This is a genomic window from Legionella stuttgartensis (genome assembly GCF_977063405.2).
The window spans coordinates 109639-134738 of sequence record NZ_CDRUHA020000093.1 but is presented as its reverse complement, the minus strand read 5'-3'; the positions used below and the strand labels follow the sequence as shown (position 1 = coordinate 134738).

Here is a 25100-nt window from a genome sequence, read left to right as displayed (position 1 = left end):
CAAAATGATGCATCAAGCTCATCCTGGTGGGATGAGCTTGATTTGCAGGTTAAGGTTTAAAAGTTCTTTTTGATAAGACGTCCAAACTGTGGAGATCTTTTGTTTTGGTAGCGTTCGCCGCTGCAAAATCGGCACCAATACCAAACTCATCTCGTGACAGGATTTTTTGTTGGCTGGTATCAAAAGCAGGTAATACCCAAAATGGGTCATCAAAAGCTCGAATTTTGGCCCCAAGTAATTTCGCCAATTTTTTACCAAAGGCATTGCTGACAACATCCGAACAAGAATATAACCAGATTTCAGCGTTTGGAGCCCATGCTTTCTTGAGTTTAGCTTGTAATGCTTTAGTCGCAGCTTTTTTACTAATGGCGGTTATCAACGCTGAATCCAAGCCCGCTGATTTAATATCATTGCCCAATACGGCATCCCATTTTCCCGTAGTGCTTAAGGTACCTTTAAATCCTACATCTGCACTTTCTGCATATAAGAAAAGATTAAGTCGTACCACTGTAGATGGGTGAGTTGTTCCAAAGCCAGGTACCTTTGGTGCAAAATAGATTACTGTATTAATTAAATCTTCTACAGAAGTCATCACTTGACCAAAAGGTTTAGTACCTTGATTATTGGCGCTCGTTGCAGCAGGACTAATGCTGTCAAAATCCTCTTCGGAGGGCAGCCATTTATCATTCGCTAAACCTTGAACTTCGTCGGCTTCGGTGGCCCATGGTTTGGGAAAACTTGCATAGAAAGCCAGTTCAAATTGAATCACTGAAGATGTAGTAGTACCGGAGCCACCACCACCTCCTTTGTCGGAGTAACTGGCAGGGATAATAGAGGCACCTGATTGTCCTAAACTTCCCCAGTTCATTTTGGAAAGTACTTCATCTGCTCGACTATTACCTCCAAATAGACTTCTAACTTCATTGGGTACTCCAGGCATAGTGGGTTCACTTGTTCCTCCTGAGCCTCCTCCTGAAGAACCGTCACCTCCTGAATCTGTTGAAGAAGGAGCAGTCCTTGGAGAGCGCTTATCCATTTCTGTGGCCGTATTCAATAAAGCACCACCTTCAGAAATATTTTTACTGGCGCCTGCATTTGCTGAAGGTAATCCCATTGCAGCCATGGCCAGTTGCGCAGCAATTCTTTTTTCTTCAATGTCTTTTTGAGCGGCAACTGCTAAATTGGCCGCGGCTTGTTTGCCTGCCTCAATACCTGCGCTGGTTGAATTACTTCCTAACGCTTGAGCTAATGCAGCAGTGGATGCAAGTCCTGCCATATCGCGGAACATGCTACCGTTTTGCACTGCATTTAATATCGCTCCGATACCAGTTGGATCAGGAAGTGATGTAGGATTCATAATATTTAAAATTGGGGCTCCCAATTGACCAGGGGTAACATCAATTGACTGAGCTCGAGATTCCATTTGAATCGCTGCAATTTCAGGAGGTTGTAAAGGTATTGGTGAATCTTGCCAATTCCAAAAGCGCGTGGCATCGAGACGTTCGGCACAATTAGAGCGACCCAATACTGCTTCAGCAAAAACCCCTCCAGTTGGAATGGGAATAAGTTGTTCGGCCGCTGCATTAGCACCTAATATCAACCCTCGATCTTTTAGCCAACCACGCCAGCTTTTATGAGCTGCATCCTCCGTATTGGATTCAGTATCTTCAATGCCCACTGCTTTGATAAAGCTTGGCATGCGAAATACTAAATAATTGCTTGCTACCATAACTGGATTGGGATCAATCAAATCACCTATGGGTTTACCTTCAAAGGTAAATGCTGATAAAAGCAAAGCAATTTGTGACGGATCCAGGGCTCGCCAAACGACTTGACTGTAATACAGTCGATTTTGCTCAAGGTGCATTTTTAATTCAGCTTCATCGCTTTGGTTGACTGAAAAACGGCAAAGTTGTAATTCTACTGCATTAGGACTCACTTCAACGGGTAAACTAATAGGGAATTTTGCACTGTTGTAAGTGAGCTGCAGAGTTAATCTTCCAGTTAAGTAACTCGTATTCGCTGAGGTAATTCTAATTGCCGCTAACTCTTGAATTGGAATTGATTCAGTAGTAATCCAGGTAATGGGACTGATGCTATTTAATTTAACTATATTACCAGATTGCAAGTCTACGTTTACTGAGGTAATGGAGAAGGATGAACGATTTTGAGCAGTCAAATCAAGTGAAATTCCGCAAAATTCTGTTTCACCTGGTAAAGAGACATTGGTTGTACCGGGCTTTGTTATGCTTGCTAAAGTAATACGAGATGCTCTTATTAATTCATCATTGAGCCAATATGGTCCGCTTGGTGTTGGGGTTGGCGTTGGATTTGTAGGTTCTGCTGCTGGCGGGGGTGTATTTGCTCCATCCTCCGAGGTGTTCGTGGTGTTTGTAGCGGCTCGCATCGAAACATTGAGTGGGATCCGATCAATCGCCGCTACATGATCAAATACGGAGCGTGTTGGGCGAAGAGGGAGGGTAGGTTGAATAATTACGGAACCAAATTCCCGGCTTAATAGCTCCTTGGCACGCTGACTTATCGCCGCATTGGCGAGTATTCCTTGATAGCGTTTAATCGTTGCATGCTCAAATTGAATTAATTTCATCGGCACAAAAAGACAGCGCTCCACTTGTTGTAATTGTACATTGACCCTATAAATTTCAATGACCTCATAATATTGTATCGTTAAGGCATGCATATGGTTGTAGTTGGCGATGATTCGAGTCGATACGGATTGATGCTCTTCTTCTGAAACCTCTTTAACAATTGAGGCACGGCGATTTCGCACTGAGGAGGCAGCTTGTTGTGTCGCATCTGAAACCCGTTGATTCATCGTTGCAGAAAGATTGCGGGTTCCAGATGAAGTTGAGAAGCTTTCTGCATTGGAACTTGATGTCGCGGAGGATCCGCTTCCTCCTAATGTTAAGGGGCCTAAACTTAAACCCAAACCGCCGCCGCCTGCTGAAGTTGTTGAACTGCCACTCGTTTTTGAAAAGCCAGTTTGTACTTCTGAGGCAACCGCATCTTGTACTTCACTTATCGCGCGATTATGAGTGGAGGTATTGGTTAGATTTTCTGATTCAGCAATGGTTTCTTGCCCTGATGCTTTGACTTGTCGGGACCAGTCCATGACAGCAATACGCGTACTTTCCCCGGGTGCAAGGGCGACACTATGGAGTAAATTACCTAAAGTTACTCCTTGAGCAAACCAAGATTGGGCAAAAGTAAGCATTGCCCCGACTGCTGGTTTTTTAAAGCCAAAATCAGATGAAACTGTGGGGGAGATATCAATTGGACCTGCGTTATTTAAATCCGTTGTTTCCTGAGGTGAGACCTGATCAATCACAACGGAACGATAATAATGCCGCTCAGTGGGATATTCTCCTAGTTTAGGAACTAATTCACTACCTTTTTCTTCTTCCTCTTGGTTTAAATCTGGAATTCCAACATCCAATATGACTTGGGCGGCACAAAATGGCGGCCATCTACCTAAATCACCGATGGTTTCAACTTGCAAGTTATTCTTTATTTCGTTAGCAAGGCTTGTACTAATGTCTCTAAAGACATCAATTCCCACCCCTACTAAAGCGTCAGGAGTTTGTGGGGCATCTGAATCAAGAAAACTCGATGAAATTTTTCCGGAGCGTGCAACAATGGAATTACCTTCTCCATTTGCTGCAGCAGCAATATCCTGAGCAACTTGGAATAAAGCACAGGTCGCTAAATCATATACCGTTTTAATTCCCAGTTTATTTAAGGTTTGTTCGGTTTGATTTGAGATTCCCAACAACGAAGAAACGGGTTGACTCAACGCGTGTAAAGCATCCATTTTGGTAAATTGGAATTTTAATCCGTCGCGGTATCCCATTTTGAACTCCATTTCAAATACGGTGTTAAAATTATACACTAAGTACAAAAATATACCAGTTTATTGTGTGTTATCTTTATGTGCTATTGTGAAAAAAAACATCATGATTGACCGGGATAAAATGTGTTGATACCTGGGTTTGGTCTGAGATTCCGCATGGATTTTATAGGGTTTAAAACTTTAGAGCTACTCTAGTTATTCATAGGATGAAGGTTTTTTTCTTAATACCTTTATCTCACTTTGTCTGGATTTTTCATCTAAAATCTTTTGTTTTGCTCGCCTGGAACGTCTTTTCTTTTGGCGTTTTAATTGTTCAATTTTTTGTTGTTCTTTTGTTTTTTCATCACTTACTATCGAATGTAATTTGCCACAAAGTCGTATTCGTGCAAAATAGCGATTGTCTTCGCGGCTTCTGGACTCTTGGCATTTTATTTCCAAACCGGAAGGTATATGTTTCAAATAAACCGTGGAAGCTGTTTTATGCAGCTTCTGGCCTCCTTTGCCACTCCCTACGATAAATTTCTCAATGAGATCGGCTTCACTTATATGAAGTTGAATCATTAAATCGTTTAATTTATCCCATTTCTCTTTATTAATCATGATTATCTATTTTCTTGTGAACATTTATGCGCATCGTCAGTCGTTGTGAAGATTTCTAACTTACACGTAAAATTGATTACTTTGATATTAAGTTGAAAAACATTATGGAATCCAGAATAAAATCATCCTTTACGTTAAAATGCCATAATTAATACTTTTTGATTTGATAATGATTTAAAAGCATTGCGTATATCATTTTGATCGTATAGATTGCAAGTTAGGCGAAATAAAAACTAAAGGATTAATGTTATGTCAAACTGTTTCGTTCCAACCAGAAAAAAAGATAATTTGCCAAATCCAAATACTAATTTGTACATAGTTCAGTCATTTATCAATAAAAAAGAGAGCTTTTAGGTTTACTGCTTCTCGTTCATTTAACGATACGTACATTTTTATTCATTTACCCAATCATAAAAAATCTTATGAAGGTGTAGTTCTCGCTGCCATATAAGTTTTTTATAAGAGAACGTGAAGGAAAATAAAAATAAAAAAGGAGTCGATATGTTTCTTGTAGAAAATAGTGGTAAAGGCAACTGTATGTACTTCGCTTATAGCATTTCTTTAATGTACTATTTACGGGCTAAGAACGCTCCGGATAGTACTGAAGATATTTTCAATAAGTTAAAACTTAAAGAAGATGATAAAATTCAATTGCGTAAATTATTATCTAAGAGTTCAAATTATCAATTTACATCACGTGAGATCAAAACCATTATAGAACCTATTCTCGGCAGGGCAACCAGGAACTTAGCAGCAGAACATACAAAACGAGAATTTAAATCATCTCCACATGATAGTCCCTTGTTTACTTCGGCGAAATACGGATTAGAATTTTGTTTCAAACAATCATTGCGGGCAAATAATTCAGAATTATCCGTATTAATAGATCATGAATTTACAGACCCGGATTTTATTGAGGCTGAAATTTACAAAGTAAGCTGTACCGATATCGCAATGACGGAATATTCACTCTTAAGAATAGCGCATGTTATAGAGGAATTTAATCGTCTATGGTTAATTGAAGAAGATAAATTAAAAAAAGAAGAGAAACCGCCCACAGAACGCGAGATTCAAATTCTGAAAGAGAAACTCTTGGATAATATACTGAGAGATGAAACAGTGAATTTATTTTTATTAGACGATGAGAAATACCTAAACCTTTACATAGACCATCTGCAAAAAGAATGTGTATGGGGTTCAGAAGAAACTCTTTTGGTTTTACATCGTGCGATACAGGGGGAGCGCATAGTACGTAATCCAAAGGGAACTTTTGATACGTTTTATGATACTGAAATAGTGATGCATCTCCATACAGAGGGACAGACTCCTTTTTATCAGTCTAGTAATCCGGAGATTATTTTGAATAATCAAAAGAATTTTCATTGGACCTCGATAATTCCTGAGTCAATATTTACAACGAAATTAACCGACAAAGAGCAAATGCTTTTTGAACTCCTTGATGAAATGCGCACGATGACTCCTAAGATACCTATTTTATTCGCAGAGGATAGAGTCGAGCATGATTGGCTATCCATTTTAACGAATCAGATGGATATTATTTCTACCAATCCTGCTTATGGAATTAAAGAAAAAGCAATAGAATCCGTCTTTCAGCTTATAGGTAAAGTGATGCCCAGATTGGGATTAGAATCTTCGTGGAGGCCATTACTGAGCAATTTTCTTTTAGCATTGGTCGATTGTACGCCAATATTTTTAGCGAATAAGTCAGACCCAACGATTGCCCAAACTGAAGAAAGCAAAGAATTAACTGGTCCTAAACGAGCTCAGACAGGAGAACCAAGTAAATTTTCGCAACATACTTTGTTTAAATCGGGAGCGATCCAAAAATCATATCCTCAAGAAATTGCTCATTATATTTCTGAAGGCAAACAGTCGGGTCCAAGAGTGGCAAAAGCTCTTAGACAAATGCATCAAAAGGGGGCTTATTCTCCAGAACAATGTAGAGACGTAGCGCTTCAATATATGAGTTATGTAAAATATAAAAAGCGTCATTTTGTTCTGACAGATGTGAATCACTTTATAAAAGAAATGAATGAAATGATAAAAACCAACCATGAGCGGGATTTGGCGTTTTTAGAGGTCAGTGATAAAAGCACAGTTCGGGATGTTTTAACAATATAAAGAATTTAGCATAAGGTTCAATGGTTGGGGAATTCCCCAACCATTGAGGAGTGTTATTGAGCAGGTTGATCTGCTATATAATCATCATCAGAATCGTCTGAGTCATCTGGGCTTGCTAAAAACTTATCTTCATAATCAATCACAAAGCCGGCAAAAATACGAATGATGCGATCATCAATCTTTTCAGGATAGTGTACAGAGACACTCCAGGTTTTGTCGCTTATGTTGCGGTTTAATTCAGCGATTGGGTGAGGATTGTTGGTTGATGTTAAAATAACAAATCGGTCAAAGCTTGGATTAGCGTAAGCAAAGCCAATTTCAGTTGATTTTCCTGACTCATCATAATCATAAATAGTGAACTTTGCTGATTCGAGTGTTGCTAAATTTCCATCAATAAAACCAATTTGCACCCCACGGGTATCATAAATATCAATTTCTTTAGCCCATGCATAAAGAGAACCTAAAGAAATGATTCGTGTAATTCCTGTTGCTTGCCATCCATCTTTATCGGATAAATCATAGTTTGTACGGATACGGAATGCGCTCTTTTTTATTGAGCCAGGATATGTTTCTTTTAGAGGTGATTTAATCTGATAAATTTCAGAAAATTTATAAATATCTTTTGTAACTACAAAATCATAAGGATGGTCTTCATGAACACCATAACTATTAGCAAGAGTTGCATAGGATATTGTAATCAGGAAAAACAAATACGACACCAATGATTTACGCATATATGGACCCCTTAGATTATAAATAATTTGAAAATACCAAGTTGCAACAAAGAAAAATAAATAAAAAATATAAATAATTCAATGTATTCATTACCTCGTGAGAGGTTGGGGTATAGTAAAGCAAATTGATTAAGGAATAAATTGTTTCTAGTGGTTCGATGCTTTTTTTAACATAAACTGAACAAATAAATGATTATATGGTTAAATAATGCCTATCTCTTGAGGTTTAAACTATAATTAAACTAAGTCTCATTCTATAAAAAGGAATTTTACAATGAACTTACTTCTATTAATTGTCTTAATTATTCTTTTATTAGCAGTACTTCCTAGATGGCCTTATAGCAGCGGTTGGGGATATTATCCCAGTGGTGGAGTAGGTTTAATTCTTATTATTGTGATACTGGTATTATTGTTACGTTGAGGTCCTTCGTGACATAGGACCCCAAAAGCCTGGGTGCTGTGCTGCACTTAGGCTTTTTTTATTGAACTTCTACAGTACTAAAGCCTACTTTGGGCCATCAAGGTTTGTGGATTGCACTGTTTGATCCTCCACTATTTCTTGCTTTTCTACTGCAGAATTTGAAAATAAAAAAGTAGGGGCTGCAATCTTGTCTTTATCACAATCAAAAATGCTAAATTGGGTAAGATTCGAATTACCAGATTTCTTTCCAAGAGGATTTTTTGCCAACTTTACTCCATTTTCTGAAAGAGATATTAGATTGATTTCTTCCTGTATTCTTCGATGTCCAAGATTCACCATAGATATTTGAGAATTTAATTCAGCAATCTTGGGAGCGAGCGCATTTAACTCTTCTTTTAATTGCTTTTGTTGCTGACTTAATTCTTTCTTCTCTTTGCGCTTCATTGAAGAGTCTTGCTTTTGTTGCTCGATAACCTCTATCTTGTGCTTTAGTATGGATGCTTGCAACATCAAACTTCTCATAGGAATGGTTACTGATTTTTTGGAAGATTCTTTCATATGTTCCAGTTGTTCCCGTATAGAATGCCTTGTGTTTTCTAAATGCTCCAATTTATCAGCATGGCGTTCTTTGAACTCATCATCCCATTTTTTATCTGTGATGTAATTTTCTAATATAGGGGTTAATCGACTTATAAATCCACTTAAACCCAAAAAGTCTGTTGCTGGGAATAGATCTAAATCTTGGGTCAAACGCGGAGCCATAATAATCGCAAGATTCGTGTATGTCATGCGATTGGTCTCTTGAAATCTACCGACTTGGTGCATTAAGTAGCAGTAATGATCAAGAATCTCTCCGGCGCGTTGATGATCTACTCTCTTCGAAAGAAGGAGATCACAAATAAAATCATCGAATAATTGAGCTGCCATACCAAGATTTTTTTCAGGTTGTGAGTCTAATAGAGCGCTTAATTTTTTAGAGAAGGTGATTAGTAATTTGTCACCTGAATCTAATAACTGGGTCTCTTTAAAAAGGGTGGGAATCATTCCTAAAATGTTATGGAGATGCTCACTATTTACTTTATCTTTTTCCATTACATAGTGACTTAAAATTTTCACGTTAAATTGTTCACGGATAAGCCACTCAAGTAATTTTTCGGTCTCCTCTTTAGAGCCAGCAACTCGAAAAGCCCCAGAGATTTTTAATAACTCGGGATTTTGGGATACTAGTTGAACAATGCTTCGAAATACATTCACTATTACATGGGTATTGTAGGGGCCAGGCATTTAAATTCTCCAGATAAGAATACAATAAACGACAAGGTTTCGATTTTTAATAGGTCAAAAACAGATAAGGCACAATAACTTTAATGTTATTGAATTTAGATTAGACATCAACAACCATATTAAACCCCCCATAAATCAATCGCTTGCCATCAAAAGGCATTGGATTGTTATCGGGTTTTAATCGGGGATCGTCCATGGCTTTTTTCATTCCTTCATCACGAACTTGCTTGGATGGCCAAAGAATCCACGAAAAAACAACGATTTCATCTTCTTTGCACTTCACAGCCATAGGAAAAGACGTAATTTTTCCCTCAGGTACATCATCTCCCCAACATTCGATTAGTCTTAAGGCACCATGTTCTTTAAATACTCTGCCTGCCTTAGTTGCTTGTGCAATATATTGTTCTTTATTTGCTTTTGGCACGGCAACAACAAATCCATCTACATAATTCATAAACAATCTCCCTTTAATTTATGAAATATAACCGATTATTAATATGGCACATTTAATTCGATTATTCCAAGTATCGCATGATGATTTCTTTTTTCCTAGAAAAACAATAACTTGTACATACGGAGAAAAATAAATCTCCTAAAATCATGTAACATTCTATAATTAAGATAAGGAAGAACAAATTAGAGAAAAAACTATGTTTAAAAGAATTGTTTTATTTCTTGCTACGAACTTAGCCATACTCTTAGTCATTTCTTTTATACTAAGTTTATTCAATATTAGCCCATACCTGACGCAATATGGTTTAAATTATAAAGTTCTATTAATCTATGCTGCGATTGTGGGCTTCACAGGATCATTGATTTCACTTTTTATTTCTAAATGGATGGCGATTCGTGCGTTTAATGTCCAATTAATTGAGAGACCAAAGACTGAAGCAGAATCTTGGCTAATAAATCAAGTACAAGAGTTAGCCAAAAAAAGAAACATTGGGATGCCAGATGTCGGAATCTACGATAGCCCCGAACCGAATGCGTTTGCAACCGGATGGAATAAAAACAATGCTCTTGTTGCTGTTTCAACAGGATTACTCAATGCGATGCAGGAAGATGAAGTACAAGCCGTATTAGGGCATGAAATGTCTCATGTTGCGAATGGTGATATGGTAACGCTCTCTTTGATTCAAGGTGTAGTCAACACTTTTGTAATCTTTTTTGCCCGTATTGCTGCATTTTTCGTGATGCAGTTTTTTAGAAGAGACAGTGATGAAGAGGTACAAGGTGGTTTTGTTTATTATGGAGTAGCTCTTATTTTTGAATTACTGTTTGGAATTTTAGCCTCCATGATCGTCATGTGGTTCTCTCGCTATCGCGAATTTCGAGCTGATAGAGGTTCAGCGCAATATGTTGGTAGAGACAAGATGATTAAGGCGTTACAACGTTTGCAACAACTCATGAATCAAACACCAACCGATGATCGTGCACCAGCTTTTAATGCGATGAAAATATCGAGCCGCGGAAGTTGGCTTGCTCTTTTCTCAAGCCATCCTCCGCTTGAAAAACGAATTGAAGCATTGCAAAAATATAGATAATTGTTTATTAAGAGACAGACTAAACTTTATAACCATTTTTTCTTTTTAAAATACCTAAAGGGTAACCATGCAGAAATTATCATCATGAGTATCGCAATAGGGTAGCCTATATGCCAACGTAACTCAGGCATATCATGAAAATTCATTCCATAGACGCTTGCTATGAGGGTTGGTGGAAGGAAAATAACAGCGGCAACTGAGAAAATTTTAATTGTATTATTCTGCTCTATATTAATCATGCCTAAAGTAGCATCAAGTAAAAAGCTGAATTTGGTAGACAGGAAGCTTGCATGTTCTCGAAGCGCATTAATATCTTTTTGGATTATGACGAGATGGGTCATTATCTCTTTGGCGATATCAGAGCTATATACTTGTTCCAAGTATGAGATTAAGCGAGTAAATGATATTAAACTTTCACTGGCTTTAGTGCTTAAGTCACCGTTTGCACCTATATATTGCAATATATGTTTATAATTAGTTTCAGGTGTCTGATTATTTTGTTTGGGATGAAAAATAATTTTTGATATTTCATCAAACTTATCGCTAATTTTTTCTAAAATATCAGCAAGCCTATCTACTGCAGCATCTAATAATCCTATTAGTAGAGCATGTGTATCGTACTCTTTAGTTTTAGAGCGTAATAATTTTTTAATAAATAATTTAAATGGATGCAACTCGACATAACGCAAGGTAATTAAGCATTTTTCAGTAAGTATAAAAGTGACCACATCCGTCTTAACTTCAGGTAAATCGGATAAAGCGACCATTGTTGCTGTCATATATAAGACATTATTTTCACTATACAATCTACTGGAGGGTTCGATTTCTTCAACTTCTTCTTTAGTCGGTATTTCAATGTTCAATTGTGCTTCGACTATTTGTTCTTCTTCTTTTGTCGGACACAGTAAATCAATCCAAAGTGCCTCTTGGAGTAGATCTTTAGACTCATCATTAAGAATTTTAGACTGTATGCGAGAATCAGTTTGGTAATAAATGACTACCATGTGATTTATCCTTTTCAGTGTAAAAAGGTTGTAGCCTTGTTTTTATCCTATCTTATCTTGTTTTAGGGGAAATAAGTAGCGTCATTCTTAGGTTGTTTCATAAATAATTTCGACCTCTAAATAAACAGCAAGGCATAGATTTTTTTCGTTTTTTTATTACTGTGTTTGACAACTTAACTCAATGCTTAATATTTAGTTAAGTTGTATTGTGTAAAATATAAATATCCAGGATATACATTACTTTAAATAGTGAGTTTAATGATGTTGTCTAAACTAGCCCCTAGTGCAACTAAATATTTTAAATCAAAAGCCAAGAAAACTATAAATTTAGGTGGCAACACACATGTTGTTCGTTATTATTCTCAACACAATTGGAAGAAATATAATGAAGGATCTTGTGATATTGAGGGGGTGCTCCAATCAGGTAAAGAAGCATTTCCTGATATTTTCAAAGATAAAACAGTTGAATTTACTGCAGTAAAAAATTCGATACAAAAGGCAGAAGAATTAAAGTTAATGCTAAGAAGTTTTGGACACTACAAAGGGCATAGTGGTACATCCATGGGCGATTTAATTCTGTATGAAAGCGAGCGACGCTCATTACAAATAACAGGAGCTTTAATTCCTTTATTAGTCAAAACACCACCTCAAAATTTGGAGTTTGGTCGGTTTGTCCGTGATTTCCACTCAAAACATATTGTTCCTGTGATTCCTCAAATAAACATGGCCTCTGAGCGAGTGAAATATCTTGATTGGGTATATAAGATGTTACATGATGCAGGTACGGAGCAACAACATCCGCAGATTCATAAGCATTATCGTAACTTGAAAGCAGAACTCATAAAACGAAGAAAAGAGGGAATTATTGATGCATCGGATCTTGGGATTAGTGAATTGGCGATAATTCGAGTAGCAGATGAATTACTTAAAAAGGAAGTTGATGAACAAATATATACTGTTTCAGAGTCCGTAATTGAGTTACTTCTTAAACAATGCAAATATGAGGCTTTACCTTTAGTCTCAGCAATACAGGCAAATACATTTATTGGTGTTCCAGAAAAAGCACCTACACATTATCCTGACCGGTTCACCGTTTTGATGGCTGGAGGACCTGGTAGCGGTAAATCAATTACAACAGAGGGTTTTGCTGTACAATTGCAACAGCAAACAGGATATGCATTAGATGAACTTGCTCTACTTACTGTTGATAGAAAACGAACCATTTTTTATGCAGATGAATGTGTCCAAGCTGCTCACAAAAAGTATATTGGTGCATTGACGCATACAGAAGCCGTTGTGACTTATAATATGAGCGGTGAATTTCTAACGCGTCGTATGGATAAAAATAAGAAAGTACCAAATGTATTCAAAGAAATGTGTAATATCTGGCCTAAGTGGCTTGATATAGGCTTAAAAAAAGATGGAACTTATTTGATAACCGTTTCGACAAGAAAGCCAGAGAATGCAGTGGATGGTGTAATTCAAAGAGGTATGGCGAATAATGATTTTATTACTCCTCCTGAATATGTATTAAATTCTTATCGTAGTGTCAGTGAACGTTTTCCATTAGTAGTTCAAGAAAATCAGTCTAAAAAAGTAATTATTAGTGTTGTAAATAATGAAATGGCAATTGAGAAAAAATTCAATCGCAAGCAAGATCAAGAGTCTGATTCAGAAGATAACAAGCCAGCTGTGGTCGTCGATTGTGAGACAAACACAATCTATGTAATAAATCTTCCACAATATATGGATTTTATCAATCAAAGTCAGCTTAATTGTAAAGCAACATCCGCACAAGAACTTTATGAAAATGCAGATATTTCAATTGCTGCTGGCATAGCAAGAGTAATCGATCCAACTAAATTTGGATCGGCTAAAATTGCATTTGTGCGTCAGGACATTGGTTCAACTTCGATTAATAACCTTGAAAAAAATATAGTTGCAACTGTTCAAGATGGTGTACTCAGTGTTCCAGATGAAGAGGAGTTTGCTGCGTTAAAATCTAGTGCTCCAGAGCATTTTGAAGAGTTAGAGAGTTTAATCTATCAATGCCCACTGATAATAAAATAAATTGGATTAAAGAAAAATTAGTGAAGCCAGGGAGGATTATTCCACCCTGGACTTGAGAGTCTAATTTAGCTTGTGAACACCTGGTTCTATTCGTCGGCTTACTTTATCTTTGGAACGGGCCCTTGAGCATCAATGGACGAGGAGTTTTCTATCTCATCCACAATTACCTTAGTAGATTCATTTAATTTTGTCTTAGTTCCTTTTTCCTTAAGTACGGTCCAATTTATTTCTTTAAAAAAACTGCTGGGAGCAGCGCTGTTCTTTAGTGCTTTCTGAGGAGCAGAAGTAGCAAATCTTTTAAAAAACATCATCATCTATAAAATCCTTTTTTAATAAAACATGCTTTAACTATGATAGATTTTTATAAAAAATATGCAAGTTTTATTTTTTTTACCAAATAACACGAGGTAAGTTATTGTTTTTTTGTTGGATTTAGCTCATTTTTATCTGGCAATGGATTCTTATCTAACTCTTGGGCAATCGTTCGGGTATTTTTATTCAGGGAATTTATTTGTTTTTTATCCGAAGTAACAGTCCAGTCAATCGATTTTCCAAAATTTTTTGGAATTTTTTTAGACATTCTGGCTCTCTCCTAAATTATCAATCTACTTTATGTATATATTAGCAAAATTTCCTACACTAATCAGTTTAAATGTAGACACATTCTGTTTGTGCTTTATAGTTGGCATGAATCCAACAATTTTTTACAATGTGTTACTAATCATAGCGATGATTTTTGCCATTATCTATTTAGTTATCAGAGATAGAAATACATCATTATGATGTGCTCAAAAGAGTGGTTGTTCAATTTGAATATACACAGAACTAAAGGAAGAGACATGTTTTCAAAAATTGATCAAATAAGAGAAAAAAATAAGAAAAAAGTGATAAAAGCAATATCTGAACTCGATGATGTAACTTATGAAACCGTTTCAATCTCTTTACCTAAACAACTTGCAGAGGGCTCATTAGCATTAGAACATAGCGTTTATGTGCCTTTTGATCCCAGCACAGCGAAGCCAAATGGTGTTGGGCGCTATCTTATTTATGATCATTCCGATGAAAAAAATCCTTTTTCCATTTGGGCATTTGCATTTGCGAAAAGACAGCAAACCACAATTCATGACCATAAATATAAGGGCACTGTAACGGTTCTGGAAGGGCCAATATCTGAGAAATACTATCGACCCACAAGTGAACTGACCGCGGCTTTAGAGGATCGTATTGACCGTTATCAGTTCCACTGCAACCGTGATGATTTAACTGGAGTTTTTGTTCATCAGCTCAAGCGAAGAAAAGGTTTGGGAGAAGGGATTAGTGTGACGTTACATATATATAACATGCCGGCTTATTTGGTAAGTTTAGAAGGGGGGAAAGTAGAGCGAAGAAACTTGGAAACAATCTATTCTAAAGATAAAACGATTGATCAAGAGAATATCCCGGCTTATACAGAAGTGCACCCCACGTTAAAGTTTGGCTAAACAAATAATTTAATCTCTATCAAAGAATTTTGAGACAGCCAATTCCATTTTTTGTCTAGAACATAAGTCGATGAGCCAGCGTATCACCTGGCTCACATATATATTATTTTATAAATTTAAAAATAGAAGTAGGGCTTTTTGTACGTGCATCCTGTTTTCACTTTGAGTGAAAATTATCGAAGCAGGGCTGTCTGGCAAAGTCTCGGATACTTCTTTTCCTCGTTCCATGGGCATACAATGCATAAATACTGCCTCAGGCTTCGCAAAAGACATTAAGGATTCATTTACTTGAAATCCTTGAAAGGCTTGATCATTTTCTTGACCCTCAAACCCCATACTGGTCCAAACGTCTGTATAAACTGCATCGGCATTTTTTACCGCTTCTTCCGGCTTAGAAAAAGCATGAATCATTCCTTTCCTAATGTTTTGTGCTTGTTTGACAATGGAATCATTCGGTTGGTGCGTTTTAGGACAGCAGTAATTAATTGTTATTCCTAATTGAGGTGCAAGGAGCATTAAACTATGGAGAATGTTATTCCCATCACCAATATAAGCTACCGTTAGTCCATCAAAGGAGCCGAATTGCTCCCATAGGCTTAATAAATCGGCAAGAATCTGGCAGGGGTGATGCAATGCCGAAAGACCATTAATTACAGGTACTTTTGCATAGGTAGCCATTTCTTGTAACTGTTCATCCGCATGAGTTCTTACCATAATAAAATCAGCGTAACCGTTTAGAACTCTTGCCATATCTGCAGGAGTTTCTTGTTTTCTGGTATTACCCACGCTTTCAATGGCTATTCCCCCCATACTTTGAATTGCCATTGCAAAACTTAATCGGGTTCGAAAAGAAGGCTTCTCAAAAATCATAGCAAGGCTTTTACTGGCTAGAGCCTGATGGTAAAAGGAGGGGGATTGTTTAAGCGCTTTAGCGTTCTCCAAAATCTGCATTAATTCCTTTGTACTTAATTCAGTTCCTGTCAGCAGATGCTTGGGTTTTTTAGAGGCAGTTGAATTGGTTAAGTCTGCTGATTCAGATGTTGGATAGTTACTTGACTCAAGATCAAATATTGCTTGTTGTAGATTAATAACAAACGTATTCGTTGTTACTTCACTAATCGACTGAGAAGAGTTTTCTGCACTCTGATTGTGATTTTCTGGGATAGTAAGGGACATGTTAGCCTCCATTAATTCATTCATAATGAGTCCTTTAACCATATATTTTCCAGCTTTTGAATTTCTCCATTTTCTTTAAGCTTTTGTAATGCTTTGTTAATTTTTATCGTTAAAGGTGAGCCCTTTTTGACGACTAATGCATATCCATGATCTGCTTTGGCAATGACAGAATGAGAGAGAGCCGTATGTTTTTTACAGTAGATCTTGCCCTGGGTTCCATCCATTAAAACGACATCAACTAGACCTGAAATTAATGCTTCAACAGCTTGGTTGTTATTATCAAGGACAGTTAGTTCGGCTTGAGGATAATTTTCACGCATCCAAATCTCCATAACACTTCCGAGTTGTACTGCTACTTTCTTTCCTTTGAGTTGGTTGGGTATTGTAACGGGCTGGTTGGAATGATACACCGCAGCCATACCTTCAAAGTAGTACGGTTCAGAGAAATCAAAATTGATTTTTCTAGGTTCAGTAATTGAGATTGTAGCTATGGCAATATCATCTTGCCCAGAGCTTATAGCTGGGAGAACCGCGCTGAATTGCATATTGTCAAAAACAGCGTTTTTGCCAAGTTCCTTAGCGATTAGTTTTGCTAAATCAATATCAAATCCTTTTATATTACCGTGATCGCTATATTCAAATGGTGGATACTCTGCTGTGGTGGCGAAATGAAGGGAACTCTCTTTTTCTTTTGTATTACATGAAGATAAGAGAATGGTTATTACGAGTATTACGAGCTTTAAAAATTGACCCATATGAATCTGAATCCGATATTTATTCATTAAATGAATATATAGATCATTTATTTTATTGTCAACAAGAAATGAATATAATTTCAATTTATAGAATATGCGTTCAATTAAAATAACCTTGGCAAGCCAATTACAAGTATTGGTTATTTTTTATAAATGCATTTGTTGCATATCAAGTAAAATCTAATTGCCGCCACGCTTCATATAAAATGACCGAAACCGCATTTGAAAGATTTAAACTTCGATTATTCTCGCGCATCGGAATAGAGAGGGAGGTGTATTGCTGTAAAACTTCTTTAGGTAAGCCATTGGATTCTGGTCCGAATAAAAACATATCTTCTGGGGTATATTGTATTTTCGAGTAACACTTCTGAGCTCGAGCACTGAAGGTATAAATTGTTCTTTGCTGATGTTGTTGAATAAACTCTTCCCAATTTTCATATTGGGCAATGGAAGCCCATTCGTGATAGTCAAGTCCCGCACGTCTTAATGCTTTTTCTTGTAATGAAAACCCAAGAGGGTGAATTAAATGCAATTTAGCTCCAGTATTTGCACACAGGCGAATGATGTTTCCTGTATTTGGAGGAATTTCAGGTTGGTATAAGGCAATATGAAACATAAGTTTTATAGAATAATAAATGTAATAGTTATTAAGGTGTATAACAATCCATCTTCACTTGGGTGTAGCGGATAATGAATTGTTCATACAGATTAGAAGATAGTAAATGCTTGTAAAATATAGTCAACCTCAAACTCGCTTTAGTTAGGGTTTGTTTATAATTTCAAGAGAGCGAACTCATTTTGTAATGCTTCATTATTTTGTTTATCGACCTTTTGAATATATTTAAAAAATGAAAACATACTCCTATCTTGCCATACGATGAGCGCAGTACTTTGAGTTTGAATTTGGGGTAGAACTTCTTCAGCATCATAGTCAACATCTGTTTCTTCATCTGGGAAAACAACGAATGGAGTTATTTGTGCCACACTCTGCTCTGTATCCTCAGAATCAAAAATTTCTGTAATATTTACAGTACCCGCAGCTATTATTTCTTTAAAGGTGGGTAATGCTCGAGCTTTTGATTGTAGGGAATCACTAGCATTTGAGGAGCCTTGCTGCATCAAGGCATCGCTAATTTTTAGAGCATGCTTATGCTCATGAGCATAACCAATTTTACTCACTGTGTTCTGGTAGAATTGCGCCATTTTTTTTGTTTCGTAGTCAACTCCATTTAATGATATTAAAGCAGGTATATAGACTACTGCTGAGTAATAGTTAATGGTTGTGCCTTTATAATGCTCACCTAAGCCTTGCGCAAAATAAACGGCTAATTGTTTATTGGTATTATTCTCATCGCAAATAAATAAATTAATTGCTTCTACATTCTGAGCTAATTTAGATGTAAGGCCGCATTGTTTTAAGCGCCAGGCTACTGAATGGATGGATAATTCATAAGGTTCTTGCGAAAGATATTGATAATAGGCTTGATTGATATTAACCACATGCTCAGGATCCCCAGTACCATCAGCAAGAATATAAATTTTTGCTTGATCTCCCAAATTTTCCTTAGTAAAAGTAAATTGCGCTTGATCAAAATATTCGTAATCTTCTTTTTTTTCATCGTGATGTCGATACATCACAATACCGGGAATTTTATCACTTTTTCCATCTGAATTTCTTAAACTATATCTCCAGTCCAAGGCTCTCATATATAGAGAAAAATTATTTTCACTCGCAGTAAAGGGAATAAATAGGAGATTATTTTGTTTAGATAAGTTCGAGTCAAGTTTTTTTAACATGGGAAAACTTCAGAAGGTAATGAATTTAGCGAATTATATAGATCTCAAATTAAGAGATTATTAAATAGGACATTTATTTTTTATAGGAGGGTCGTCTCATAAGGAATTGTGTTTGTAATTATCTATACGTAAAGAATAAAGCGTTTCTACATGCGGTTGGGTAGATAAAAACTGAATACTCCACAATGAAAGTTTCCCCTCGTAATCTAAAAACCGACCATCTGTGAGTACGAGCGGTTTAGTATTGACTATAATTAAAAAATTATCAGTAAACCATTTGAAAATAGTAAAATCCCTAAATAAAGAAGAGGAATTTTTGACATAATCGGGCAACTTTTGCGATAAGAAAAAAGGGTAACTTTTTACAAAGGGAGCCTTTGACTCTTTAAATAGTGGGGTTTCCGCATTAATAATATATAAGCGATTTGAAGTTAGAGCAATTCCTCTCCATGAAGTTGAACTCATTAATTGAGGAAATACCCGTACTTTCTGTGTATTTATCCGCATCTTGGCAAGTTCATCCTGAACTGCTGTCATTGCTCGATAATGTTGAAATCCATTAAATAACATAAATATGCTTACAAATATTAAAGCAAAAATGACAGGCTTTCTTTTATTAAAAACAACAGTACAAACAACCCCTAAACATAAGGGGATCGTTACAAAGGGATCTATAATGGAAACAATATCCCAACTTACTCGGGTTGTAGAAAAAGGCCAAAATAAGACGGTTCCATAATTGGTACATGCATCGAGCAAACCATGGGTTGCATAACCAATCAATGCAGCTAAAAAAGTAAGTTTCCAATTGGTTCGGAAGCGTTTAAAAACTAACAACGCTAAGGTAACAATCAAAGCACCTAGGGGAATAAAAAGCAAAGAGTGTGAGAAGTGACGATGATAAAGAAAAAAGAGCATAGGGTTGTCTGATTGCTGAATTAATACGTCTAAATCAGGTGCCATTGCTGCCAGACCACCAACAATCCAGGCATTATTTTTGTCTTTCTTGTATAAAATTGACTGAGAACAGGCAGCTCCCAAAACCGCGTGCGTGACTGGATCCATTTTTTATCCCGGTGATATTTTGTTGCTCATATTTTAATCCAGTTTACAGTGAATCAAAGAGAGCATCATAGATTGTATAATAATCCTTAAAATAAAGAGAGCTCTCTTTGTTATTTTTTTTGAAACTGCCCCTCCTAAAAAGTGGGCGGGGTTGTGCGAAATTTAATATTCAACGCTCCTCTTTAAATTTTGGGGCACATGCCAACTCAGTGAAAGAATGGAGGTATTGAAGTATTCATGATTGTTCCATGAGATGACTCATATTGAGTCATAAGAAGTTCTTTGATTTTCTCGGGTGTCGGTCTATTCTCAGGACTTGGCGATATCATAGGTAAAAGATGATGAGTGATGGTATCTTTTTCTACTTCATCAAGAAAAATAAGATCGTTATCAAATGTACCTTTCTGATTTAAATGGTATATTTCTTTTAATCCCCATCTCGGGGGAGGTGTGATTCTTTGTCCTCCAAAAAGTTCTCCAAGAATATGTCCCAAAGCAAATACATCACTTGCTGTGCTGGTGCCTTCTCCTACAAATCGTTCCGGAGCCATATATAAAGGAGTACCTCTTATATTTGGACCTGCATCATTTTTATATATTTTCTTAGCAAATGCATAATCAATAAATGTGACAATTGGTTTCTTGGGGTTAGAAACATCAATCATTATATTTTTAAGTGAAATATCATTATGTACCAATTCCCTGTTTTCCACTTGTTCTATATAAGCGTCAAGAATGGCAATAGAGATTGTTTTACGAGTTGCGTTATCGAGTTCTATTTTAGAGTTGCCATATAAAATATCATGTAGTGTGGTGCCCGGAGCTTTTCTAATGAATATATAGGCACAAAGTTTTTCCGAGTTGTCTCTAAAAAACACAGGTTTTCTTACATTTAAATGTCCTGCTTGCTTTGTTCGTTTGTATTCTTTTTCAATACTCTCACGCCATTGTGCTTCTTCTTTATCTTGTTTAAAGAACATGAATTTCCTCACCCGCTCTTTGTGAGGTTTTATATGGGCAGGTACAAACTCAAGTGCTTCACTAAAAGAAATTAACTTTCCTTCGATGTTGTCTACTGTAGCGTATTTTCCGATACCTGCGCGGCTATTTTTCATCACCTCAAAACAATCACTGATATCATCTTTCCCTAGACGCCAATTCAACTCATGCGTTAATTTAAAATGCACTTCTTTATGTATATAAATATTATCCGGTAAAAATACTTCGGGTTGATTATCCCCCTCTAAGAATTCTTTTAGGAATATGCTCTGTTCTTTAGTTAAGGCTGTCGGGTTAATAAGTGTAATTGATTCGTTAGCATCGTCTGTCGAAATTTTAGTCATTGAAAATATTTAAAATAGTAAAATGAACACAATTGTACATTTTAATTATTAACGGAACATTATATAGAAAAATTGGAAAGACAAGCGGTTTTGATCGGATGCTTTTCTTGGACGAGAGTTAAGGTAAAAGAACATTTCCAGAATCAGAAGATGTTTATAATATTTTAAATGACCAAGAAATGCCCTATAATGTCAAATTAAGATCTCATAGAGGTAATTTATGACACTTGAGAATACTGTTGATTCACAAATTGATCAATCAATTAAGGTTGATACAGAAAGTGAATTTTTTATAGCTATTGCGAAACACGATGTTCATAGCTTTATAATGTTAGGTGTCGTGGTGGATGGCAAACCTAAGCTCTTAGCGAAGGTAGGCAAGGGAAATATTATTGATAAAAGCTTTGGAACTAGCTGTGTTCAGCATTGCACCTTGTTTGGAAAAATGCTTGGAAGTCATTCAGATGCTGTATTACTTGATGAGGGGCTTGAGAGTACTATCTATTTTTCAGAAATTAGTTATCAAGCTTATGCGATTTCCTTTAATCAATATTTGGAATTTTTAGAGATAACACGAGATATTCATAAGGAGCAATTGGAATTCTATAAACATAGAGCAGATCCAGTTGGGGATTATAAAAATCTGTCCTTTCCAGAACGGGGAGTGTACAAACTCAGAAAGGGGATACATTGTTATATTCCTGAGGAAGAAAAGGCTCCTGGAGCAATCACATTCAATTATCAAGAGATTGGGACTTATAAAAAGGAAAGTACTCACGATGATAAGCGAGTTCGCCAAAATATAATTGATGAGTCAAAGGAAATTCATAGCTCTAATACCTGTCGTACAACAGCACGTTCTCTCCTTAATTATACCTTGCATTATCCTGCCAATGTTTCTAGATTATTTACCATTGGATTGGATTACAAAACAATACTATTAAATGGAAACACCTTAAGCCCAAATACATTTTATATTTTGCCCAAGCCACCAAATTGTTTTCAGGTCAATTCTACTCAAACGAAAGTACTAGATGAATTATATAAAAAGCTTGAAGATCTACCTAAAAAAGAGCCTGAATCAGACGTAACACGCCGAAAATTTAAGAAATTGAAAAAATTATATCTAGAGGTAAGCGGTGGGCCTGAATTATCTTTGAACCAACTCTTAGGGAAAATTATGGTTCATCGTGCAAAAAATACAAAATTATTCGATACGCGCAGAGGTCAAAGTATGTTTAGCAGTTTGGCTGAAATGCTTGGGTTTAAATTTAAAACAGGAACTCAGCAAGCCTATGACCGAATGGAGCAGACCCTAAATAAAGAAATCGAACGAGCAAAAAAGATTGAGGCTGAAGGTGAAGAAGTTGAAGATGATCAAGTCTGCCGACTGAGTACAAATTATCCTGGATCTTGATAGTTCGTATAATTAATCTTTAAGTCCATTTCCATTTGTAAAAGCTCAATACACGGGGTTAGAAAACCCCGCTGATCTTTGTCTTACCTGGGAGGTGCAGCAATCCCTATGAATACCACCATCCCATCACCACCAGGATTAAAGTAATTATTACTATAAGGAAGAGGTTTCCAATTATTTGCAGCCCAAATGTTTCCTGCTTGATCTGAAATTGCATGGGTAAGACGCATTAAAGGATTAAAACTGGGAGGTCCGCCCGCGCCATTAAGCGGGGTCCCGTCTGCCAGCAATACTTGGCTCCCGGCACTAGGTAAGGTATATCCAGTAGAGGGAGATATTGCGTCCCCTGTATTTAGACCCACCGGACACTTGGCTGTGTTAACACCGCAAAGCTTAGAAATTGAATATTTTGGAGGTAAGCCATTGCCCTCAAAATTAGCGACCCAAATATTATTATCACCATCAACAGTAACTCCCCATGGGCCAGATATACCTCCTCGATTATTATAGGCAACAACATTTTTATTCGGAGCAATTTTATAGATTGTGGAGTCTCCTGTAGAGGCCACCCATGCATTACCGTGTGAGTCCAGAGAAATTTCTCGTGTCGAGCTACCAGCCGGTAACTCAACTTCCAATGTTTTGATGAGTTTTGTTCCAGAAATCACATATTTATTAATTATGGAACCTGTATGGCCAGTTGTGGTTTTACTGTTACTCACCCACGCAGATCCATCTTTAGCAATGGCTATATCAAAAGGTCCACTATTTGCAGGTTCTTGATAATAAATTGCAGAATTTGGATCTCCGTTTAAGTAAACGACAATCCTATCATTGCCATAACTGGCCATCCAAATATTGTTATCTGGATCGGAAATGGTACCTTGAGTCCTATATAAAGATGAAATGTAGCCAAGAGGACCTGAAATCGGAATTCCCGTTGGCGAAAACTGAGAAACACTACCTTCACCTCCTGGAGGCAAACATGTATCGCAACTTCCCCATCCAAAATTTCCTGTCCATATCGATCCTCTAGTATCAATAGTAATCCCAAAAGCATTACCTAAAAGACCGCCGCCAAATAGGGGAGATGTTGGGGTGCCATTCGCTCCATCCGCAGGTTGACCATTCGGCTTTAAAACGATAAGCCAATTCGATGAGTTGGGAGTACCTTGAATCACATTATTAGTGATCCAAGCATAACCGTTCTTATCAAAAACGGTTTTAGCGGGTCCACCAAAAAGAGCGGTTAAACTGCCTGAATTATTAAACTTTACAGCTAAAGTCCAAGCATCGGGTTTATTTTTTAGAGAAGGCTGATAAAGCGAAAATTTATTCGATTGGATGTAAATACCTAAGACATTATTCGCTGGATTATGCGCGATATTTAACAACGCATCCAAGGTATTAGTGGGTGCAAAACCATTGATTGTTGTTAATGTAAAAAGAGAAGTACAAGCACCTTGGGAATTGCGTACACAAGAGGCAATTAAATTAGATAAATTATTAAGGGACCGCATTGTATTCGTTTGATTCGCATTTGGTGATGTTGTAATCACATTTGATAAGGTACCTTGAACTGGTGAAACTAAATTATCATTCATGCCTGAAGCAATTTTTAAACCTAATGACGTACCCTTAATTTGTCCATTGTAAAAAAACTGCGCCATCGAAAAAGCTGCACCTACGGTCGTCAATTCGTTAATCGTAATCACTGGAAGAAGCCGTTCGCCTATTATTGTCACAAGTTTTGTATTGTTTCCCTGGCGCGCGACTGCATAAAATGAGGCTGCTTTAGGTATTTGTTCAGGAGGAATGTACATATAAAATTGTCCAGAATTATTGGTTGTTGCGTTACCAATAGGTATGGAGGAGGTCGAGTTAGCTCTGTATATTGTAACACTTGCATTCACGAGGGGCGTTGCAGAAACATTGCCAGATTGCACTACACCTTTTACTGTAGGTTTTAATGCCTTTACATTCAAGGGTTCATTTGTTCCCGCACAGGCTGGAACATTTGGACTACAAACAAAAAGATGATGATGAGGATCCGGATCCTGTGGATTAACAGCCCCAGAAACAGTAAGTTCTAATGTGCAGCTAGCACCGGGTAATAAAGTAAATTTTGCGCCACATAAATCAGGATAATTTGCATCCGCTGGTACTTGGCTCACGTTAGGTGGCAAATATTTAACAAATCCAGCGGGAAGAGTACGGCGAGTATTATTAGTTACTGTGTACAATGCTGTTGCTGTAGTTCCTAAAACCAGTTGAGTAGGTAATATAGTACCCGCTTTGGGTACGACATTATAGGCAACTCCATAGCTCATAGTGCTTAACGAAGTGGCACTAATAAATAGAAATAAAGAGGACATCCATTTGTTTTTTTTCATGTT

At 36.8% G+C, this 25100-nt stretch carries 21 protein-coding genes; 6 read left to right on the top strand and 15 right to left on the bottom strand.

Features of this window, described 5'->3' with window-relative positions; genetic code table 11:
• Positions 1-49: 49 nt before the first annotated feature.
• Positions 50-3871 carry a hypothetical protein gene (locus tag ACWTEW_RS30750; RefSeq protein ID WP_454781770.1) on the bottom strand — a complete coding sequence of 1274 codons (3822 nt, stop codon included), beginning with the start codon at positions 3869-3871 and terminating at the stop codon, positions 50-52.
• A 195-nt stretch (positions 3872-4066) separates the two neighbouring features.
• Entirely contained in the window at positions 4067-4471 is a 405-nt protein-coding gene (locus tag ACWTEW_RS30745; RefSeq protein ID WP_454781769.1) for a peptide chain release factor family protein, read from the bottom strand.
• A 501-nt stretch (positions 4472-4972) separates the two neighbouring features.
• On the opposite strand from ACWTEW_RS30745, the gene ACWTEW_RS30740 reads away from it, so the two are divergent.
• Positions 4973-6613 carry a hypothetical protein gene (locus ACWTEW_RS30740; protein ID WP_454781768.1) on the top strand — a complete coding sequence of 547 codons (1641 nt, stop codon included), beginning with the start codon at positions 4973-4975 and terminating at the stop codon, positions 6611-6613.
• 53 nt (positions 6614-6666) lie between these two features.
• On the opposite strand, the gene ACWTEW_RS30735 is transcribed toward ACWTEW_RS30740, so the two are convergent.
• The gene (locus tag ACWTEW_RS30735) at positions 6667-7347 is read right to left on the bottom strand and encodes a hypothetical protein (RefSeq protein ID WP_454781767.1); all 681 of its coding nucleotides are present in this window, start codon (positions 7345-7347) and stop codon (positions 6667-6669) included.
• A gap of 274 nt (positions 7348-7621) precedes the next feature.
• On the opposite strand from ACWTEW_RS30735, the gene ACWTEW_RS30730 reads away from it, so the two are divergent.
• Positions 7622-7768: a DUF3309 family protein gene (locus ACWTEW_RS30730; protein WP_454781766.1), complete on the top strand. Its 147-nt coding sequence runs from the start codon at positions 7622-7624 to the stop codon at positions 7766-7768.
• An 84-nt stretch (positions 7769-7852) separates the two neighbouring features.
• Here ACWTEW_RS30730 and ACWTEW_RS30725 read toward each other — a convergent pair whose 3' ends face one another.
• Entirely contained in the window at positions 7853-9052 is a 1200-nt protein-coding gene (locus tag ACWTEW_RS30725; RefSeq protein WP_454781765.1) for a GTPase, read from the bottom strand.
• A gap of 100 nt (positions 9053-9152) precedes the next feature.
• Positions 9153-9506: a DUF1428 domain-containing protein gene (locus ACWTEW_RS30720; RefSeq protein WP_454781764.1), complete on the bottom strand. Its 354-nt coding sequence runs from the start codon at positions 9504-9506 to the stop codon at positions 9153-9155.
• Positions 9507-9702: 196 nt separating this feature from the next.
• Between ACWTEW_RS30720 and htpX the strand changes: the two genes are divergently transcribed.
• A complete protein-coding gene (gene htpX / locus ACWTEW_RS30715) occupies positions 9703-10596 on the top strand; it encodes a protease HtpX (RefSeq protein WP_454781763.1) in 894 nt (297 codons plus the stop codon).
• 26 nt (positions 10597-10622) lie between these two features.
• Here htpX and ACWTEW_RS30710 read toward each other — a convergent pair whose 3' ends face one another.
• Complete coding sequence (locus ACWTEW_RS30710; RefSeq protein ID WP_454781762.1) at positions 10623-11600, bottom strand: magnesium transporter CorA family protein; 978 nt, start codon at positions 11598-11600, stop codon at positions 10623-10625.
• Positions 11601-11858: 258 nt separating this feature from the next.
• On the opposite strand from ACWTEW_RS30710, the gene ACWTEW_RS30705 reads away from it, so the two are divergent.
• Positions 11859-13670 carry a hypothetical protein gene (locus ACWTEW_RS30705; protein WP_454781761.1) on the top strand — a complete coding sequence of 604 codons (1812 nt, stop codon included), beginning with the start codon at positions 11859-11861 and terminating at the stop codon, positions 13668-13670.
• A gap of 98 nt (positions 13671-13768) precedes the next feature.
• Here the strand turns inward: ACWTEW_RS30705 and ACWTEW_RS30700 are convergent, their stop codons facing one another.
• Positions 13769-13984, bottom strand: a complete 216-nt coding sequence (locus ACWTEW_RS30700) for a hypothetical protein (RefSeq protein ID WP_454781760.1) — start codon at positions 13982-13984, stop codon at positions 13769-13771.
• A 98-nt stretch (positions 13985-14082) separates the two neighbouring features.
• Positions 14083-14250: a hypothetical protein gene (locus tag ACWTEW_RS30695; RefSeq protein ID WP_454781759.1), complete on the bottom strand. Its 168-nt coding sequence runs from the start codon at positions 14248-14250 to the stop codon at positions 14083-14085.
• A gap of 259 nt (positions 14251-14509) precedes the next feature.
• Here ACWTEW_RS30695 and ACWTEW_RS30690 point away from each other — a divergent pair, with 259 nt between their 5' ends.
• On the top strand, positions 14510-15151 hold the full coding sequence (locus ACWTEW_RS30690; RefSeq protein ID WP_454781758.1) for a cupin domain-containing protein: 642 nt from the start codon (positions 14510-14512) through the stop codon (positions 15149-15151).
• 108 nt (positions 15152-15259) lie between these two features.
• Here the strand turns inward: ACWTEW_RS30690 and argF are convergent, their stop codons facing one another.
• The 6 genes from argF to ACWTEW_RS30660 form a co-directional block, all read right to left on the bottom strand.
• The gene (argF, locus tag ACWTEW_RS30685; protein ID WP_454782059.1) at positions 15260-16327 is read right to left on the bottom strand and encodes an ornithine carbamoyltransferase; all 1068 of its coding nucleotides are present in this window, start codon (positions 16325-16327) and stop codon (positions 15260-15262) included.
• 20 nt (positions 16328-16347) lie between these two features.
• A complete protein-coding gene (locus ACWTEW_RS30680) occupies positions 16348-17082 on the bottom strand; it encodes an ABC transporter substrate-binding protein (protein ID WP_454781757.1) in 735 nt (244 codons plus the stop codon).
• Between the two features lie 169 nt (positions 17083-17251).
• The gene (locus ACWTEW_RS30675) at positions 17252-17698 is read right to left on the bottom strand and encodes a tRNA (cytidine(34)-2'-O)-methyltransferase (protein WP_454781756.1); all 447 of its coding nucleotides are present in this window, start codon (positions 17696-17698) and stop codon (positions 17252-17254) included.
• A gap of 155 nt (positions 17699-17853) precedes the next feature.
• Positions 17854-18879 carry a hypothetical protein gene (locus ACWTEW_RS30670; RefSeq protein ID WP_454781755.1) on the bottom strand — a complete coding sequence of 342 codons (1026 nt, stop codon included), beginning with the start codon at positions 18877-18879 and terminating at the stop codon, positions 17854-17856.
• 96 nt (positions 18880-18975) lie between these two features.
• Positions 18976-19944: a metal-dependent hydrolase gene (locus tag ACWTEW_RS30665; protein WP_454781754.1), complete on the bottom strand. Its 969-nt coding sequence runs from the start codon at positions 19942-19944 to the stop codon at positions 18976-18978.
• Positions 19945-20150: 206 nt separating this feature from the next.
• Positions 20151-21287: a protein kinase domain-containing protein gene (locus ACWTEW_RS30660; protein WP_454781753.1), complete on the bottom strand. Its 1137-nt coding sequence runs from the start codon at positions 21285-21287 to the stop codon at positions 20151-20153.
• A 220-nt stretch (positions 21288-21507) separates the two neighbouring features.
• On the opposite strand from ACWTEW_RS30660, the gene ACWTEW_RS30655 reads away from it, so the two are divergent.
• On the top strand, positions 21508-22704 hold the full coding sequence (locus tag ACWTEW_RS30655) for a hypothetical protein (RefSeq protein ID WP_454781752.1): 1197 nt from the start codon (positions 21508-21510) through the stop codon (positions 22702-22704).
• An 83-nt stretch (positions 22705-22787) separates the two neighbouring features.
• Here the strand turns inward: ACWTEW_RS30655 and ACWTEW_RS30650 are convergent, their stop codons facing one another.
• Positions 22788-25097: a Vgb family protein gene (locus ACWTEW_RS30650; protein WP_454781751.1), complete on the bottom strand. Its 2310-nt coding sequence runs from the start codon at positions 25095-25097 to the stop codon at positions 22788-22790.
• Between the last annotated feature and the right edge of the window lie 3 nt (positions 25098-25100).

Bases quoted from the DNA above. Each gene is read 5' to 3' on its own strand.
- ACWTEW_RS30695 (WP_454781759.1), bottom strand. From the start codon at position 14,250: ATGTCTAAAAAAATTCCAAAAAATTTTGGAAAATCGATTGACTGGACT.
- ACWTEW_RS30655 (WP_454781752.1), top strand. From the start codon at position 21,508: ATGACACTTGAGAATACTGTTGATTCACAAATTGATCAATCAATTAAG.
- ACWTEW_RS30700 (WP_454781760.1), bottom strand. From the start codon at position 13,984: ATGATGATGTTTTTTAAAAGATTTGCTACTTCTGCTCCTCAGAAAGCA.
- ACWTEW_RS30660 (WP_454781753.1), bottom strand. From the start codon at position 21,287: ATGACTAAAATTTCGACAGACGATGCTAACGAATCAATTACACTTATT.
- ACWTEW_RS30650 (WP_454781751.1), bottom strand. From the start codon at position 25,097: ATGAAAAAAAACAAATGGATGTCCTCTTTATTTCTATTTATTAGTGCC.
- ACWTEW_RS30745 (WP_454781769.1), bottom strand. From the start codon at position 4,471: ATGATTAATAAAGAGAAATGGGATAAATTAAACGATTTAATGATTCAA.
- ACWTEW_RS30720 (WP_454781764.1), bottom strand. From the start codon at position 9,506: ATGAATTATGTAGATGGATTTGTTGTTGCCGTGCCAAAAGCAAATAAA.
- argF (WP_454782059.1), bottom strand. From the start codon at position 16,327: ATGTCCCTTACTATCCCAGAAAATCACAATCAGAGTGCAGAAAACTCT.
- ACWTEW_RS30740 (WP_454781768.1), top strand. From the start codon at position 4,973: ATGTTTCTTGTAGAAAATAGTGGTAAAGGCAACTGTATGTACTTCGCT.
- ACWTEW_RS30665 (WP_454781754.1), bottom strand. From the start codon at position 19,944: ATGGATCCAGTCACGCACGCGGTTTTGGGAGCTGCCTGTTCTCAGTCA.
- ACWTEW_RS30675 (WP_454781756.1), bottom strand. From the start codon at position 17,698: ATGTTTCATATTGCCTTATACCAACCTGAAATTCCTCCAAATACAGGA.
- ACWTEW_RS30690 (WP_454781758.1), top strand. From the start codon at position 14,510: ATGTTTTCAAAAATTGATCAAATAAGAGAAAAAAATAAGAAAAAAGTG.
- htpX (WP_454781763.1), top strand. From the start codon at position 9,703: ATGTTTAAAAGAATTGTTTTATTTCTTGCTACGAACTTAGCCATACTC.
- ACWTEW_RS30735 (WP_454781767.1), bottom strand. From the start codon at position 7,347: ATGCGTAAATCATTGGTGTCGTATTTGTTTTTCCTGATTACAATATCC.
- ACWTEW_RS30725 (WP_454781765.1), bottom strand. From the start codon at position 9,052: ATGCCTGGCCCCTACAATACCCATGTAATAGTGAATGTATTTCGAAGC.
- ACWTEW_RS30670 (WP_454781755.1), bottom strand. From the start codon at position 18,879: ATGTTAAAAAAACTTGACTCGAACTTATCTAAACAAAATAATCTCCTA.
- ACWTEW_RS30710 (WP_454781762.1), bottom strand. From the start codon at position 11,600: ATGGTAGTCATTTATTACCAAACTGATTCTCGCATACAGTCTAAAATT.
- ACWTEW_RS30750 (WP_454781770.1), bottom strand. From the start codon at position 3,871: ATGGGATACCGCGACGGATTAAAATTCCAATTTACCAAAATGGATGCT.
- ACWTEW_RS30705 (WP_454781761.1), top strand. From the start codon at position 11,859: ATGATGTTGTCTAAACTAGCCCCTAGTGCAACTAAATATTTTAAATCA.
- ACWTEW_RS30730 (WP_454781766.1), top strand. From the start codon at position 7,622: ATGAACTTACTTCTATTAATTGTCTTAATTATTCTTTTATTAGCAGTA.
- ACWTEW_RS30680 (WP_454781757.1), bottom strand. From the start codon at position 17,082: ATGGGTCAATTTTTAAAGCTCGTAATACTCGTAATAACCATTCTCTTA.